The sequence below is a fragment of the Affinirhizobium lemnae genome (assembly GCF_022968395.1).
Lineage (GTDB): Bacteria > Pseudomonadota > Alphaproteobacteria > Rhizobiales > Rhizobiaceae > Neorhizobium > Neorhizobium lemnae.
In genome coordinates, this window is sequence record NZ_JALJQZ010000002.1 from 124,246 (window position 1) to 139,961 (window position 15,716).

The 15,716-nt window shown below is 59.7% G+C and carries 12 protein-coding genes; 10 read left to right on the forward strand and 2 right to left on the reverse strand.

Annotated elements, in window-relative coordinates; translation table 11 throughout:
• Positions 1–158: 158 nt before the first annotated feature.
• The 9 genes from mdh (at position 159) to MUU53_RS01965 (ending at position 11,184) form a co-directional block, all read left to right on the forward strand.
• Positions 159–1,121, forward strand: coding sequence for a malate dehydrogenase (mdh, locus tag MUU53_RS01925; protein WP_062556100.1), 963 nt, complete (start codon positions 159–161; stop codon positions 1,119–1,121).
• Between the two features lie 33 nt (positions 1,122–1,154).
• Complete coding sequence (gene sucC / locus MUU53_RS01930; RefSeq protein ID WP_062556099.1) at positions 1,155–2,348, forward strand: ADP-forming succinate--CoA ligase subunit beta; 1,194 nt, start codon at positions 1,155–1,157, stop codon at positions 2,346–2,348.
• 17 nt (positions 2,349–2,365) lie between these two features.
• A complete protein-coding gene (gene sucD, locus MUU53_RS01935) occupies positions 2,366–3,268 on the forward strand; it encodes a succinate--CoA ligase subunit alpha (protein WP_247259354.1) in 903 nt (300 codons plus the stop codon).
• Between the two features lie 187 nt (positions 3,269–3,455).
• Complete coding sequence (locus MUU53_RS01940; RefSeq protein ID WP_247259355.1) at positions 3,456–6,452, forward strand: 2-oxoglutarate dehydrogenase E1 component; 2,997 nt, start codon at positions 3,456–3,458, stop codon at positions 6,450–6,452.
• Between the two features lie 60 nt (positions 6,453–6,512).
• Positions 6,513–7,733, forward strand: coding sequence for a 2-oxoglutarate dehydrogenase complex dihydrolipoyllysine-residue succinyltransferase (gene odhB, locus MUU53_RS01945; RefSeq protein WP_247259356.1), 1,221 nt, complete (start codon positions 6,513–6,515; stop codon positions 7,731–7,733).
• 132 nt (positions 7,734–7,865) lie between these two features.
• Positions 7,866–8,279 carry an MAPEG family protein gene (locus tag MUU53_RS01950; RefSeq protein ID WP_247259357.1) on the forward strand — a complete coding sequence of 138 codons (414 nt, stop codon included), beginning with the start codon at positions 7,866–7,868 and terminating at the stop codon, positions 8,277–8,279.
• 22 nt (positions 8,280–8,301) lie between these two features.
• Positions 8,302–9,054, forward strand: a complete 753-nt coding sequence (locus MUU53_RS01955; RefSeq protein WP_247259453.1) for an SDR family oxidoreductase — start codon at positions 8,302–8,304, stop codon at positions 9,052–9,054.
• A 27-nt stretch (positions 9,055–9,081) separates the two neighbouring features.
• On the forward strand, positions 9,082–10,488 hold the full coding sequence (gene lpdA, locus MUU53_RS01960; RefSeq protein WP_062556093.1) for a dihydrolipoyl dehydrogenase: 1,407 nt from the start codon (positions 9,082–9,084) through the stop codon (positions 10,486–10,488).
• A 201-nt stretch (positions 10,489–10,689) separates the two neighbouring features.
• Positions 10,690–11,184, forward strand: a complete 495-nt coding sequence (locus tag MUU53_RS01965) for a cytochrome b (protein ID WP_247259358.1) — start codon at positions 10,690–10,692, stop codon at positions 11,182–11,184.
• Here the strand turns inward: MUU53_RS01965 and MUU53_RS01970 are convergent.
• Together MUU53_RS01970 and MUU53_RS01975 are read right to left on the reverse strand one after the other, a co-directional pair.
• Complete coding sequence (locus MUU53_RS01970) at positions 11,181–12,191, reverse strand: TraB/GumN family protein (protein WP_377307178.1); 1,011 nt, start codon at positions 12,189–12,191, stop codon at positions 11,181–11,183. The two genes, MUU53_RS01965 and MUU53_RS01970, sit on opposite strands and share 4 nt — an antisense overlap.
• A 183-nt stretch (positions 12,192–12,374) precedes the next feature.
• Complete coding sequence (locus MUU53_RS01975) at positions 12,375–13,310, reverse strand: tyrosine recombinase XerC (protein ID WP_247259360.1); 936 nt, start codon at positions 13,308–13,310, stop codon at positions 12,375–12,377.
• A gap of 171 nt (positions 13,311–13,481) precedes the next feature.
• Here MUU53_RS01975 and MUU53_RS01980 point away from each other — a divergent pair, with 171 nt between their 5' ends.
• A complete protein-coding gene (locus tag MUU53_RS01980) occupies positions 13,482–15,713 on the forward strand; it encodes a primosomal protein N' (protein WP_247259361.1) in 2,232 nt (743 codons plus the stop codon).
• The last annotated feature ends 3 nt before the right edge of the window (positions 15,714–15,716 follow it).

Sequence of the window (15,716 nt, forward strand, 5' to 3'; positions counted from 1 at the left end):
ATCTTACGTTTACGTAAGAATTTAATGCTTTAACCGATTGAAAATACTGGCTCCGAAATAATCGTTTGCCAATTTCAAGCATTAGAGCTATGCGGATGCCCAGATCGGTCGACAGGTCTCATGCCGGCCGTGCCTTCGAATAGAGAGGAAGCATCTCAATGGCTCGCAAGAAGATTGCACTTATTGGTTCCGGCATGATTGGTGGCACGCTGGCGCATTTGGCCAGCCTGAAGGAACTGGGCGACATCGTCCTGTTCGACATCGCCGACGGCGTTCCGCAGGGCAAGGGTCTCGATATCGCCCAGTCCGGTCCGGTTGAAGGCTTCAATGCTAAGCTTTCCGGCGCCAGCGATTATGCGGCCATCGAAGGCGCAGACGTCTGCATCGTGACCGCTGGTGTGGCCCGCAAGCCCGGCATGAGCCGCGATGACCTGCTCGGCATCAACCTGAAGGTCATGGAGCAGGTCGGCGCCGGCATCAAGAAGTACGCACCGAACGCCTTCGTCATCTGCATCACCAACCCGCTCGACGCAATGGTCTGGGCTCTGCAGAAGTTCTCCGGTCTTCCGAAGAACATGGTCGTCGGCATGGCTGGCGTTCTCGACTCCGCTCGTTTCCGCCTGTTCCTCTCTGAAGAATTCAACGTTTCCGTTGAAGACGTGACGGCCTTTGTTCTGGGTGGTCACGGCGACACCATGGTGCCGCTCGCTCGCTATTCCACGATCGCCGGCATCCCGCTGACCGACCTCGTCAAGATGGGCTGGGTCACGGCTGAGCGTCTGGAGCAGATCATTCAGCGTACGCGTGACGGCGGTGCGGAAATCGTCGGCCTGCTGAAGACCGGCTCTGCCTATTACGCACCTGCTGCATCGGCTATCGAGATGGCTGAGTCCTTCCTCAAGGACAAGAAGCGCGTTCTGCCATGCGCCGCACATCTTTCCGGCCAGTACGGCGTCAACGACATGTATGTCGGCGTACCCACAATCATTGGCGCTGGCGGTGTTGAGCGCATCATCGAAATCGACCTGAACAAGGACGAGAAGGAAGCCTTCGAAAAGTCCGTCGGTGCTGTCGCCGGTCTCTGCGAAGCCTGCACCAACATCGCTCCTTCTCTGAAGTAATCCGTTCGCGGACCAGGATTTAAGGACCAGACGATGAATATTCATGAATATCAGGCCAAGGCTCTCCTGAAGGGCTTTGGTGCGCCGGTCGCCCAGGGTGTGGCGATTCACTCCGCAGACGAAGCCGCAGCGGCTGCAAAGCAGCTTCCGGGTCCGCTTTATGTCGTGAAGAGCCAGATCCACGCTGGCGGCCGCGGCAAGGGCAAGTTCAAGGAACTCGGCCCTGACGCCAAGGGTGGTGTTCGCCTTGCAAAGTCGATCGACGAAGTCGTCGCCCACGCCAAGGACATGCTCGGCAACACGCTGGTAACGGCGCAGACGGGCGAAGCCGGCAAGCAGGTCAACCGTCTCTACATCGAAGACGGTGCCGACATTGCCCGCGAACTTTACTGCTCGCTGCTGGTTGACCGCTCGGTCGGTCGCGTTGCCTTCGTCGTTTCGACGGAAGGCGGCATGGATATCGAAGCGGTTGCGCATGATACGCCCGAGAAGATCCACACGATCGCCATCGACCCGGAAACGGGTGTAACAGCTGACGATGTGGCGAAGATTTCTGCCGCTCTCGCCCTCGACGGCGCTGCTGCGGAAGATGCGAAGTCGCTTTTCCCGGCGCTTTACAAGGCCTTCGTCGAGAAGGACATGGCCCTTCTCGAAATCAACCCGCTGATCGTCATGACCAACGGCAATCTGCGCGTTCTCGACGCCAAGGTTTCCTTCGACGGCAATGCTTTGTTCCGCCACGAAGACGTTCGCGCACTGCGTGACGAAACGGAAGAAGACGCCAAGGAAATCGAAGCGTCCAAGTGGGATCTCGCTTACGTCGCTCTCGATGGCAACATCGGCTGCATGGTCAACGGCGCCGGTCTTGCCATGGCAACCATGGACATCATCAAGCTGTACGGCAAGGAGCCGGCAAACTTTTGTGACGTCGGCGGTGGCGCCGGCAAGGAGAAGGTTGCGGCTGCGTTCAAGATCATCACGGCTGACCCGAAGGTCGAGGGCATCCTCGTCAACATCTTCGGTGGCATCATGAAGTGCGACGTCATCGCGGAAGGCGTGATTGCCGCCGTGAAGGAAGTGGGCTTGAAGGTTCCGCTCGTCGTCCGCCTCGAAGGCACGAACGTCGAACTCGGCAAGAAGCTGCTGAACGAATCCGGCCTTGCCATCACCGCAGCTGACGACTTGGACGATGCGGCCAAGAAGATCGTCGCGGCGATCAACGGCTAATCTGAGGAACCTATTCGATGTCCATTCTTGTAAACAAGAACACAAAGGTCCTCGTACAGGGCCTGACCGGCAAGACCGGCACCTTCCACACCGAACAGGCGCTGGCCTATTACGGCACGCAGATGGTCGGCGGCATCCACCCGTCCAAGGGCGGCAGCAACTGGACCGGTTCCAAGGGTGAAACCCTGCCGATCTTCGCCTCCGTTGCCGAAGGCAAGGAAAAGACCGGCGCTGACGCGACCGTGATCTATGTTCCGCCAGCAGGCGCAGCCGACGCCATCATCGAAGCGATTGATGCCGAAATCCCGTTCATCACCTGCATCACCGAAGGCATTCCGGTTGCCGACATGGTGCGCGTCAAGGCGAAGCTCGACAAGTCGAAGTCGCGCCTGCTGGGACCAAACTGCCCGGGCATCCTGACACCGGAAGAGTGCAAGATCGGCATCATGCCGGGCTCCATCTTCCGCAAGGGTTCGGTCGGTATCGTTTCCCGTTCCGGCACGCTGACCTACGAAGCCGTGTTCCAGACTTCGAATGAAGGCCTTGGCCAGACGACGGCTGTCGGCATCGGCGGCGACCCGGTCAAGGGCACCGAGTTCATCGACGTGCTGGCAATGTTCCTCGCCGACGAAGCCACGACCTCGATCATCATGATCGGCGAAATCGGTGGTTCGGCCGAAGAAGATGCAGCTCAGTTCCTCATCGACGAGGCCAAGAAGGGCCGCAAAAAGCCGATGGCTGGCTTCATCGCAGGCCGCACCGCTCCGAAGGGCCGCACCATGGGTCATGCCGGTGCTGTCGTCTCCGGCGGCAAGGGTGATGCGGAATCCAAGATCTCTGCGATGGAAGCGGCTGGCATCAAGGTTTCGCCTTCTCCGGCACGTCTCGGCAAGACGCTGGTTGAAGTCCTCAAGGGCTAACGCCAGATAAGTTGCGAGTATCAAGCTTTAGGCAGGCGAATCAGTCGATGGTTCGCCTGCCTCAGCCGCAAAAAGGGCCTGTTCCGCAGTTACGCCCGCGGCACTACGAAGGAAAGCGATAACCGGCGCTTGAAGATCCGGTTTCAAGATTACGTCAGGAGGCGGGCGTTACGTCCGCGGTAGCACCATGGCACGGCAAGAAGCCAACGAGCAGTTCCTTATCACCTCGTTCCTCGACGGCGCGAATGCTGCCTATATCGAGCAGCTCTATGCGAAGTACGAGGACGATCCCAATTCGGTCGGTCCGGAATGGCAGTCCTTTTTCAAGGCGCTTGCCGATAATCCGGAAGACGTGAAAAAGGCCGCCAAGGGCGCCTCCTGGCAGCGCAAGAACTGGCCTATTCCGGCAAACGGGGAACTGGTTTCCGCGCTGGATGGAAACTGGCCGGTCGTCGAGAAGGCCATCGAGAAGAAGGTTCAGGCCAAGGCCGAGGCAACCGCAGCCGCCGCCGGAAAGCCAGTGGATGCGACGGAAGTCCTGCAGGCAACGCGTGATAGCGTTCGCGCCATCATGATGATCCGCGCCTACCGCATGCGCGGCCATCTGCATGCAAAGCTCGATCCTCTTGGCCTTGCCGCACCGGTCGAGGATTACAACGAGCTGTCCCCCACGGCCTATGGCTTCACGGAAGCCGATTACGACCGCAAGATCTTCATCGATAATGTGCTGGGTCTGGAATATGCCACGATCCGCGAGATGCTGGAGATCCTGCAGCGGACCTACTGCTCGACGCTCGGCGTTGAATTCATGCATATCTCCAACCCCGAGGAAAAGGCCTGGATTCAGGAGCGCATCGAAGGCCCCAACAAGGGCGTCGAATTCACGGCGAACGGCAAGAAGGCAATTCTGTCCAAGCTCATCGAGGCCGAAGGCTTCGAGCAGTTCATCGACGTCAAGTACAAGGGCACGAAGCGCTTCGGTCTCGACGGTGGTGAAGCGCTCATTCCGGCTCTTGAGCAGATCATCAAGCGCGGCGGCCAGGACGGTCTGGAAGAAGTCGTTCTCGGCATGGCGCATCGTGGCCGTCTGAACGTTCTGACGAACGTCATGCACAAGCCGCATCGCGCTGTGTTCCACGAGTTCAAGGGCGGTTCCTTCAAGCCGGATGAAGTCGAAGGTTCCGGCGACGTGAAGTACCACCTCGGCGCTTCCTCTGACCGTGAGTTCGACAATAACAAGGTTCACCTGTCGCTGACGGCCAACCCGTCGCACCTGGAAATCGTCAACCCGGTCGTCATGGGCAAGGCGCGTGCCAAGCAGGACATGCTGACCAAGAGCTGGGATGGCGACATCATTCCGCTCAAGGAGCGCGCCAAGGTTCTGCCGCTACTGATCCACGGTGATGCGGCGTTTGCTGGTCAGGGTGTCGTCGCTGAAATTCTCGGCCTGTCCGGCCTGCGCGGTCACCGCGTGGCCGGTACGATGCACTTCATCATCAACAACCAGATCGGCTTTACGACGAACCCGGCCTTCTCCCGTTCGTCGCCCTATCCGTCCGACGTTGCCAAGATGATCGAAGCCCCGATCTTCCACGTCAACGGCGACGATCCGGAAGCGGTGACCTACGCGGCCAAGATCGCAACCGAATACCGCATGAAGTTCCACAAGCCGGTTGTTGTGGACATGTTCTGCTACCGCCGCTTCGGCCACAACGAAGGCGATGAGCCCGCGTTCACGCAGCCGAAGATGTACAAGGTCATCCGCGCCCACAAGACGGTGACGGAACTCTATGCCGAGCGTCTGATTGCGGAGGGTCTGATCACCGACGGCGAATTCCAGAAGATGAAGGCCGACTGGCGCGCCCATCTGGAGCAGGAATTCGAGGCTGGCCAGAGCTACAAGCCGAACAAGGCCGACTGGCTGGATGGTCAGTGGTCCGGCCTGCGTTCGGCTGACAATGCCGATGAACAGCGTCGTGGCAAGACGGCCGTGCCGATGAAGAGCCTCAAGGAAATCGGTCGCAAGCTGTCGACCGTTCCGGACGGCTTCAACGCGCACCGCACGATCAAGCGCTTCATGGAAAACCGTTCGCAGATGGTCGAGACCGGCGAAGGAATCGATTGGGCAATGGCGGAAGCGCTGGCCTTCGGTTCGCTGGTCACGGAAGGCCACAAGATCCGTCTGTCCGGTCAGGATTGCGAGCGCGGCACCTTCTCGCAGCGTCATTCGGTTCTCTACGATCAGGACACGGAAGAGCGTTACATTCCGCTGGCAAACCTGGCTCCAAACCAGGCCCGCTACGAGGTCATCAACTCGATGCTTTCGGAAGAAGCGGTTCTCGGCTTCGAGTACGGCTATTCGCTGGCACGCCCGAACGCCCTGACGCTCTGGGAAGCCCAGTTCGGTGACTTCGCCAACGGTGCGCAGGTCGTATTCGACCAGTTCATCTCGTCGGGTGAGCGCAAGTGGCTTCGCATGTCCGGTCTCGTCTGCCTTCTGCCGCACGGCTATGAAGGTCAGGGTCCGGAACACTCTTCGGCACGTCTCGAGCGTTGGCTTCAGATGTGCGCGGAAGACAACATGCAGGTCGCGAACTGCACGACGCCTGCCAACTACTTCCACATCCTGCGCCGTCAGTTGAAGCGTGATTTCCGCAAGCCGTTGATCCTGATGACGCCGAAGTCGCTGCTGCGCCACAAGCGCGCAACGTCCTCACTGGCGGAAATGGCGGGCGAAAGCTCGTTCCACCGTCTGCTGTGGGATGATGCGGAAGTGATCAAGGACGGCCCGATCAAGCTCCAGAAGGACAACAAGATCCGCCGTGTCGTGATGTGCACCGGCAAGGTCTATTACGATCTGCTGGAAGAGCGTGAAAAGCGCGGCATTGATGACATCTACCTGCTGCGTCTGGAACAGCTCTATCCGTTCCCGGCCAAGGCGCTCATCAACGAGCTGTCCCGCTTCCGCCATGCCGAAATGGTCTGGTGCCAGGAAGAGCCGAAGAACATGGGTGCGTGGGCATTCATCGATCCGTATCTCGAATGGGTTCTGGCGCATATCGACGCCAAGTACCAGCGCGTTCGCTACACGGGTCGTCCGGCAGCCGCTTCTCCGGCAACGGGCCTGATGTCCAAGCACCTCGCACAGCTTGAAGCATTCCTCGAAGACGCGCTCGGCGGCTGATTTCAGCCGCCCCGCCTTCACTCGTAAAACACGATATCGGATTTAAAACGGAAACAGATCATGGCCACCGAAATTCGCGTCCCTACTCTTGGCGAATCCGTCAGCGAGGCAACCGTCGGCACCTGGTTCAAGAAGGTGGGCGACACGGTCAAGGCTGACGAGCCGATCGTCGAACTGGAAACCGACAAGGTTACTGTCGAGGTTCCGGCGCCGGCATCCGGCGTTCTGACGGAAATCGTCGCTCAGGCCGGCGAGACCGTCGGTCTCGGCGCGCTGCTCGGCCAGATTGCCGAAGGTGCTGCCGGTTCTGCTTCGGCTCAGCCTGCCGCTGCCGCGGCTCCGGCCCCGGCTGCCCAGCCTGCAGCCGCAGCTGCGCCTGCAACGTCCTCGATGCCTGCTGCTCCGGCTGCTGCAAAGCTTGCTGCCGACAACAACATCAACACGGCGGATGTCGATGGTTCCGGCAAGCGCGGCCAGGTGCTGAAGGGCGATGTGCTGGCGGCGATTGCCAAGGGTCCGGTGGCTTCCGCACCGGCTCCGGTTGCTGCTGCTCCGCGCGCACCGTCTTCCACGGACGATGCCGTTCGCGAAGAGCGCGTGAAGATGACCCGTCTGCGCCAGACGATCGCCAAGCGTCTGAAGGATGCGCAGAACACGGCTGCCATGCTGACCACCTACAACGAGGTGGACATGAAGGCGGTCATGGACCTGCGCAACCGTTACAAGGACGTGTTCGAAAAGAAGCACGGCGTAAAGCTTGGCTTCATGGGCTTCTTCACCAAGGCTGTCACGCACGCCCTGAAGGAACTGCCAGCCGTCAACGCCGAAATCGACGGCACGGACATCATCTACAAGAACTATTGCCACGTCGGCATGGCTGTCGGCACGGACAAGGGTCTTGTCGTTCCGGTCATCCGCGATGCGGACCAGCTGTCGATTGCCGGCGTCGAGAAGGAACTCGGTCGTCTCGCCAAGGCAGCACGCGACGGTTCGCTGGGCATGGCAGACATGCAGGGCGGCACCTTCACCATCACCAATGGTGGCGTCTACGGTTCGCTGATGTCTTCGCCGATCCTGAATGCGCCGCAGTCCGGTATCCTGGGCATGCACAAGATCCAGGATCGCCCGGTCGTGGTCGGTGGCCAGATCGTCATTCGTCCGATGATGTATCTCGCGCTGTCCTACGATCACCGTATCGTTGACGGCAAGGAAGCGGTGACCTTCCTCGTACGCGTCAAGGAAAGCCTGGAAGATCCGGAGCGTCTGGTTCTCGATCTCTAATCTTTGAATAAGACGCCCGCGAAGAGTGTTCGCGGGCGTCTCGTCATTCTCAATTCGATTGTCTGATATCGAAGAAGCTGCGCCTGCTGCGGGCTTCATGGTCGTTCGAACGCCGAAAACGAGGTAGACAGAATGGATCCGATTGCTGCGCATGCAACGCCCTACATGGCGCTTCTGGTTTGCAGCGTCGTGCTGCTGATCGTTCATGTCATGCTGCAAGGCTTCTTCGCGACCCGTGAACTGGGGCCGAAATGGAATGCCGGTCCGCGCGATGAAGGTCTGAAGCCCAAGGCTCCGATCGCCGGTCGCGCCGAGCGTGCCTCGTTGAATTACCGCGAAACCTATCCAGCCGTTGTGGCACTGATCCTGGCTCTGGCCTTTTACAGCGATGCCCGCGGTATCGGTCTGATCGGTGGATGGGTCTGGTTCCTGGCGCGCATCGCTTACATCCCGCTTTACCTTCAAGGTATTCCAAAAGTCCGCTCGTTGATCTGGATGGTCTCGCTGCTCGGTATCGCCATGATGGTCGTCGGACTGATGGTCTAGAACTCAGTCTGGAGGAGCGATGATGACGCACGAAAAAGTTCTGCTGGTCACGGGTGGAAGCCGGGGTATTGGTGCTGCGGTTGCGCTGAAGGCTGCCGAACAGGGCTGGTCCGTGCTCATCAACTATGTCTCGAATGCTCAGGCAGCAGATGCTGTTGCTGCGAAGATCCGTAGCCTGGGTGGGGCTGCCGAGATCGTACAGGGCGATACCGGTACTGAAGATGGAATAGCGGCGATCTTTCGTGCGGTTGACGAGAGATTTGGCAGGCTCGACGGCCTCGCCAACAATGCAGGCGTTGTCGATCAGACGGCCCGAGTCGACGAGATGTCACGCGAGCGGCTGGACCGCATGTTTGCGATTAATGTGGTGGGCAAGATCCGTTGTGCTTCGGAAGCGGTGAAGCGGATGTCAACGCGTCATGGCGGGCAGGGCGGCAGCATCGTCAATCTGTCCTCGATGGCGGCGGTTCTCGGCAGTCCGGGTCAATATGTGGATTACGCCGCTGCCAAAGGCGCGGTGGACACGTTTACCGTGGGCCTTGCGCGGGAAGTTGCTGCCGAGGGTGTGCGGGTCAATGCAATCCGTCCCGGTATTATCGATACTGATATCCATGCATCCGGTGGGCTACCGGATCGCGCAAAAGATCTGGCACCCAGCGTGCCAATGCAACGCGCCGGAACGGCAGATGAAGTGGCGGAGGCGGTTCTATACCTGCTCTCGCCTCAGGCATCCTATGTGACTGGCACAATCATGAACGTGAGCGGCGGCAGATAAGCCGTCTTAAGCAGAGGAATTTGATCAATGGCATATGATCTGGTCGTTATCGGTACGGGCCCTGGCGGCTATGTCTGCGCAATCAAGGCAGCACAACTCGGAATGAAGGTGGCCGTCGTCGAAAAGCGCGCGACCTTTGGCGGTACCTGCCTCAATGTCGGCTGCATCCCCTCCAAGGCCTTGCTGCATGCCTCCGAAGTCTTCGCGCATGCCAAGCACGGCATGGCGGATCTGGGTGTCGAAGTGTCTGGCACAACCCTCAACCTTGAAAAGATGATGGGTCACAAGGACGCGACCGTAAAGGCGAACGTCGATGGCGTGGCCTTCCTGTTCAAGAAGAACAAGATCGATAGCTTCATCGGCACCGGCAAGATCGTTTCCGCTGGCAAGGTGTCTGTCACCGGCGCCGACGGTCAGGTCCAGGAGATCGAGACGAAGAACATCGTCATCGCGACCGGTTCTGATGTGGCTGGCATTCCGGGCGTTGCCGTCGAAATCGACGAGAAAGTTATCGTGTCCTCCACGGGCGGTATCGCGCTCGAAAAGGTGCCGGGCCATATGGTTGTCGTCGGCGGTGGCGTGATCGGGCTCGAGCTTGGTTCCGTTTGGTCTCGCCTCGGCGCGAAGGTAACGGTCGTCGAGTATCTCGACACGATCCTCGGCGGCATGGACGGTGAAGTGTCCAAGCAGTTCCAGCGCATCCTCGGTAAGCAGGGCGTGACCTTCAATCTCGGTGCCAAGGTTACCGGCGTTGAAAAGACGGAAGCTGGCGCAAAGGTCACCTTCGAGCCTGTCAAGGGCGGTGAAGCGCAGACCATCGATGCCGATGTCGTGCTCGTTGCAACGGGCCGCAAGCCCTACACGGCTGGCCTTGGTCTGGAAGAGGCAGGCGTTGCTCTCGATAACCGCGGTCGCGTGGAGATCGATGCTCACTACCGCACAAATGTTGCCGGCATCTATGCCATTGGCGATGTCGTCAAGGGACCGATGCTGGCGCACAAGGCGGAAGACGAGGGCGTTGCACTGGCTGAAATTCTCGCTGGTCAGCATGGCCATGTGAATTACGACGTCATTCCGGGCGTCGTCTACACCCAGCCGGAAGTGGCTTCGGTCGGCAAGACGGAAGAAGAGCTGAAGGCCGCCGGTGCTTCCTACAAGGTTGGCAAGTTTCCGTTCACGGCCAATGGCCGTGCGCGCGCCATGCAGGCGACTGAAGGCTTCGTGAAAGTTCTGGCCGACAAGGAAACGGATCGCGTTCTGGGTGTTCACATCATCGGCTTCGGTGCGGGTGAAATGATCCACGAAGCAGCCGTGCTGATGGAGTTCGGCGGTTCGTCCGAAGATCTGGGTCGTACCTGCCACGCGCACCCGACCATGTCCGAAGCCGTGAAGGAAGCGGCCCTGGCCACGTTCTTCAAGCCGCTCCACATGTAATCGACCGGCCTCATCGAAGGTCATATGCCAGACACCCCGCCGGCTCACGCAGGCGGGGTGTTTTGCGTTCTGCGTTCAGCCAGATTGCAGGTTTTACGGCCATAACCCGATTGCTGAAGCCAACCAATCGTCTGCGCCTTCCGGCGCTGGGCGTCTGGTTCTGGCTCCGAGAGACATCGACTGTATTTGTAAAGGTGATGTATGGACCCGGTTTCTTATTCAATTCCCCAGCGGGCGCTTCATTGGGGCATGGCAGCGCTGATTTTCTTCAATCTGCTTTTCACGGAAGGCATGGAGCATTGGCACCACCTGGTGAAACGAGGCCAGACTGTAACGCCGGATGATCTGGCAAGCGCGAATATTCACGCTTACGTCGGGATCGCCATTCTGGTGCTGGCTGTCGTGCGCATTGGTCTGCGTCTGGTGCAGGGCGCGCCGCAGCCGCCTGCGCAAGAGCCACCGCTGCTCAAACTCGTGGCGCAGGCGACGCATGGCTTACTTTACGTGCTTCTTTTCGCCATGCCGCTGAGTGGTGCTGCTGCCTATTACTTCAACATCGGTTCAGCGGGTGACTTGCATGCCGACGTGCTGAAGGTGGTTCTGTGGCTTCTGCTCGGCGCGCACATTGCTGGCGCACTGGTCCATCAGTTCTATTGGAAGACCAATGTTCTGGCTCGAATGACGCGGGGTGTTTAGTCCGCGCGGGTGACGGTGAAGCTTTGCTTTCTCAACAGAGAAACGAGGCCTTCGTCACCCACCAGATGCAGGGCTCCAACGGCCATGAATGCACCGCCTGCGTTCAGCATGGGAAGGGCGCGGTCCACCATGGTGTGATTGCGCTGACGGACGATCCGTTCTTCGAATTCGGCATAGCCTTCGCCTTCGGCTCCGTCGGGGGCCAGGGATTTCAGCATCGGCATCGTCATGCCAATGTCGCCTGCCAGATACAGGTCGCGCATCGTGACGCTGACATCATCCATCTTGGAGCCAAGCCCGATCATCTCGATCAGCGACTTGATATGGAAGTCGGTCGGGATAGACGCCATCGCGGAGAGCTGCTCCTGCATGGTTTCAAGGCCTTTGACCGGGATATTGGCCCTCATCGCGTCGTCGGCGATCTTCTTGTCCAGGAAGGCGGCGCCCTTTGCTTTCCGGCTGAGCTCGCAGGCCGGCAGCGCCAGAAAGCTGGAAAGCATCCACGGCTGCATGCGCGATACGGCCGCCAGCGGTATGCCTCGCTCCTTGAGAGCCGCCTCCAGTTTCGCCTTGTCTTCCGGCGCGAGAAAATCCTGGATGGATTTTCCATTCATCATCATCGTCAGTTCCGGACGTGCCAGCATTCCCGCCATGGCTTTCTTTTCATCCAGGATTTCATCGGACTCGATGATGACGACCTTGGACTTGGAGAGCGCATAGGGCGCACCTGTCGGCAGCTTCAGGACGCTCGGATCCGTCACATGCATGGTGCCCAGCAGCCAGGACGGTGCGGTACCCGGCTTCTCTACCTTCCAGAAGACACCCTTGCCGTTCGCCACCTCGGCACCTTCGGCCTGAATGGACCGGTAACGTGCCGGATCAGTTCGCTCCATCTCGGTGAGCAGATTGCTACCCCGGCAAATGTCCTCTGCCGATCTTGCCTGGGCGGCGAAACCCAGCACGACGAAGAAGGAAATCAGAGCCAATACGTGGATCAGGGCGATCATGCCGAGGGCACCGCTGCTGATGACGGATTGATGCAGACCCCGGGTCAGGAGACGACGGAGGACGAAGAAATGGGGTGCGCGCGTGTTCATGATCGTCACCCTAGTGTCCCAAGATCGCTGCAGTCTTAACGGATATGGTTAATGCCGTGGCCACGCGATCATCCGCGCAGGAATCGAGAAAATTCATGCGCGAGGATGCGCACGATCATAGACTTCCAGCAAACGAGCGGCATCCACGCCGGTATACACCTGGGTGGTGGAAAGGCTGGCATGGCCCAGCAATTCCTGGATCGTTCGCAAATCGCCACCGCCGGCCAGAAGATGTGTTGCGAAGGAATGGCGAAGGGCGTGGGGCGTTGCGCTGTCCGGCAGTCCCAAGGCTCCGCGCAGCTTCTGCATTTCGCGTTGAATGATTGCGGGCTGCAGCGGTCCACCCCGTGCGCCACGAAACAGTGGTTTCTCTGCCTCCAGCTCAAAGGGGCAAAGCGTCTTGTACCGCGCGATGGCATCCAGAACGATCTCCAGCAGCGGAACGAGCCGGGTCTTGCCTCCCTTGCCGGTGATCCGGATCGATTTTGCGTCCGGTGGCAGGTCGATGGGCGTCAGCGAAAGGGCTTCGGAAATGCGCAGGCCACAGCCATAGAGAAGTGTCAGGAGCGCTGAATCTCTCGCGGCAATCCAACCCTCTTCCTGCAACTGCGCCTGTGTGCTGACCACTTCAAGGGCTTGCCGATCGGTGAGGGGCTTGGGAAGCGATTTGGGCTGGCGCGGCGCCCGGATGGCGCCAGCGGCCGCTGCATTGATAAGGCCCTTTCGCTCGAGATAGCGCAGGAACGACCGCAGACCGGCGAGGTGACGCCCAAGGGACCGGGCACCCGATCCATCCCTTCGCCGTTGTGCCAAAAAAGCGCGCAGATCCGCCGTGCGCAGCGTATGAATCTCGGCAAGGCCCGGTGGGTTGCCGAAATGGACGGTCAGGAACTGAAGGAATTGACGTGTATCGCGCTCATAGGCCGTCAGCGTGTTTTCAGAGAAGCGTTTCTCGTTGGCGAGGCTGTCCAGCCATTGCCGCCGATGGTCCAGAAGTTCGGGCGTCGCCAGAATGAGGATCTCGTTCATCGTCGCTCCGTATGTGTCCGACATTGGCTCGCAGAGTCACAATTGAGCATTACAATTTGATTAAGCATTTCAAATTTGCCGTTGCTGCCTGGGTCGATCCTCAGTCCCCGGTGGAAAAAGCGGCCTTGTCATGGTTCCCTTTTGTTCTTCTTCGGGGCATGGTCCAGCCCGATGACGCAAGATTCGCATAGCCTGTTCGGCGCCCTGTTTGACACACCAGCGTCCAAGCGCGTTGTACCCGTTCTGGTGCCTCTGCCGGTGCCGGAAGCCTACAGCTATGCCGTGCCGGAAGGCATGGCGGTCGAAGCCGGTTCTGTCGTGCAGGTGCCGATCGGCCCGCGCCAGCACATTGGTGTCGTCTGGGACGAGCCGGAGGCCCGAGGTGACGACAAGTCTTTCGATCCCAGGAAGCTGCGGGCGATCGAGCAGGTTTTCGATTGTCCACCCCTGACGAAAGACATGCGGGAATTCATCGAATGGGTATCGGCTTATACGCTGTCTCCGCCCGGACTGGTGGCCCGCATGGCGATCCGTGCTCCTGCGGCACTGGAACCAGAGCCGATGATCGAGGCGTTGCGGTTCACAGGCGGTGAACCTGATCGCGTAACCCCGGCACGTCAACGCGTGCTTCAGACCTTGGAAGAGGATATTCCCTGGACGAGGAGCGGCCTTGCGCATGCTGCCGGTGTTTCGCTGAGCGTCGTGGACGGTCTGGTGAAACAGGGACTGTTCGAGACTGTTTTTCTTCCGCCACCGCCGGTCGTTGCTGTTCCCGATCCGGACTATGTCGCGCCGCGGATCGATGGACCGCAGAAGCAGGCGGCCTCCGAACTGGTGGAAGCGGTTCAGACGGCTGGCTTCTCGGCCTCTTTGATCGATGGCGTGACCGGGTCGGGGAAAACGGAAGTCTATTTCGAAGCGATTGCCGAAGCCCTGCGTCTGGGAAAACAGGTTCTGATCCTGTTGCCGGAAATTGCGCTGACCTCCAGCTTTCTCGAACGCTTTCAGGATCGCTTCGGGGCAAAGCCTGCCGAGTGGCATTCAGATCTTGCGCCCCGCATGCGTGAGAAAGTGTGGCGCGGTGTCGTGACCGGCGAGGTGCGTGTCGTGGCCGGAGCGCGGTCCGCTCTCTTTCTTCCCTTCGAGGAGCTTGGTCTGATCGTTGTCGATGAAGAGCATGATCCCGCCTATAAGCAGGAAGACCGTATCTTCTATAATGCGCGCGACATGGCTGTCGTGCGGGCCCGCATTGGCCTGTTTCCAATCGTTCTTGTGTCGGCCACGCCGTCCGTTGAAAGCCAGGTCAACGGCCAGAGCGGTCGATATCATGTCGTTCACCTGCCGACGCGATTTGGCGATGCGGCCATGCCGGACCTGCATCTCGTTGACATGCGGCGGCATCCACCTGCCAAGGGCGGCTTTCTCTCGCCCGTCATGCTGCGGGCCATTGGAAAGACGATTGAGAAGAAGGAGCAGGCGCTTCTGTTTCTCAATCGGCGTGGATATGCGCCGCTGACGCTCTGCCGTGTGTGCGGGCATCGCTTCCAGTGTCCGCAATGTTCGAGCTGGCTGGTTGAGCATCGGTTCCGCAACCAGATCCAGTGCCATCAATGCGGCTATTCGGAGAAAACGCCGGAGGCCTGTCCCGAATGCGGCACCTTCGATCACCTGGTCGCCTGCGGTCCGGGCGTTGAGCGGATTGCCGAGGAGGTGGAGCGTCATTTTCCCGATGCCCGAACCATCGTCATGTCGTCCGATCTCCTCGGTGGCGTGAAGCGCATGCGACTGGAACTGGAAGCCATCGCCAAGGGGGAGGCGGATATCGTTATCGGTACGCAGCTCGTTGCCAAAGGTCACAACTTTCCTCTGATGACGCTTGTCGGGATTGTCGATGCGGATCTTGGCCTTGCCAATGGCGATCCGCGCGCCGCCGAGCGCACGTTTCAGCTGCTCAGTCAGGTCACCGGTCGCGCCGGGAGAACCGGACTGAAGAGCTACGGGCTCTTGCAAACCTATCAGCCGCAGCATCCTGTCATGCAGGCAATTGCATCCGGCGATGCCTCGGCGTTCTACGAGCGCGAGATTGGCGAGAGGGAAAAGGCACTGCTTCCTCCCTTCGGGCGCCTCGCCTCCATCATCGTTTCCGCCGACACGCGCCTCGATGCCGAAACACATGCGCGAGGACTTCGCAATGCTGCGCCGAAGATGTCTGGCGTCACCGTGCTTGGACCTGCCGAGGCGCCACTTGCCATCGTGCGTGGGCGCCACCGGTTCCGTCTGCTGGTGCATGGACGCCGCAACAGCGACATGCAGGGCTTCCTGAGAGCGATGCTGTCCAGCGGACCGAAGCCACGCGGCTCGGTGCAGGTTCAGCTGGATGTGGATCCGCAAAGCTTTCTTTGAAAA

What these genes read in the sequence shown, in the direction of transcription:
- odhB (WP_247259356.1), top strand. Translation starts at nt 6,513, where the DNA reads ATGGCCACCGAAATTCGCGTCCCTACTCTTGGCGAATCCGTCAGCGAG.
- MUU53_RS01975 (WP_247259360.1), bottom strand. Translation starts at nt 13,310, where the DNA reads ATGAACGAGATCCTCATTCTGGCGACGCCCGAACTTCTGGACCATCGG.
- MUU53_RS01940 (WP_247259355.1), top strand. Translation starts at nt 3,456, where the DNA reads ATGGCACGGCAAGAAGCCAACGAGCAGTTCCTTATCACCTCGTTCCTC.
- MUU53_RS01955 (WP_247259453.1), top strand. Translation starts at nt 8,302, where the DNA reads ATGACGCACGAAAAAGTTCTGCTGGTCACGGGTGGAAGCCGGGGTATT.
- lpdA (WP_062556093.1), top strand. Translation starts at nt 9,082, where the DNA reads ATGGCATATGATCTGGTCGTTATCGGTACGGGCCCTGGCGGCTATGTC.
- mdh (WP_062556100.1), top strand. Translation starts at nt 159, where the DNA reads ATGGCTCGCAAGAAGATTGCACTTATTGGTTCCGGCATGATTGGTGGC.
- MUU53_RS01965 (WP_247259358.1), top strand. Translation starts at nt 10,690, where the DNA reads ATGGACCCGGTTTCTTATTCAATTCCCCAGCGGGCGCTTCATTGGGGC.
- MUU53_RS01950 (WP_247259357.1), top strand. Translation starts at nt 7,866, where the DNA reads ATGGATCCGATTGCTGCGCATGCAACGCCCTACATGGCGCTTCTGGTT.
- MUU53_RS01980 (WP_247259361.1), top strand. Translation starts at nt 13,482, where the DNA reads ATGACGCAAGATTCGCATAGCCTGTTCGGCGCCCTGTTTGACACACCA.
- MUU53_RS01970 (WP_377307178.1), bottom strand. Translation starts at nt 12,191, where the DNA reads ATGATCGCCCTGATCCACGTATTGGCTCTGATTTCCTTCTTCGTCGTG.
- sucD (WP_247259354.1), top strand. Translation starts at nt 2,366, where the DNA reads ATGTCCATTCTTGTAAACAAGAACACAAAGGTCCTCGTACAGGGCCTG.
- sucC (WP_062556099.1), top strand. Translation starts at nt 1,155, where the DNA reads ATGAATATTCATGAATATCAGGCCAAGGCTCTCCTGAAGGGCTTTGGT.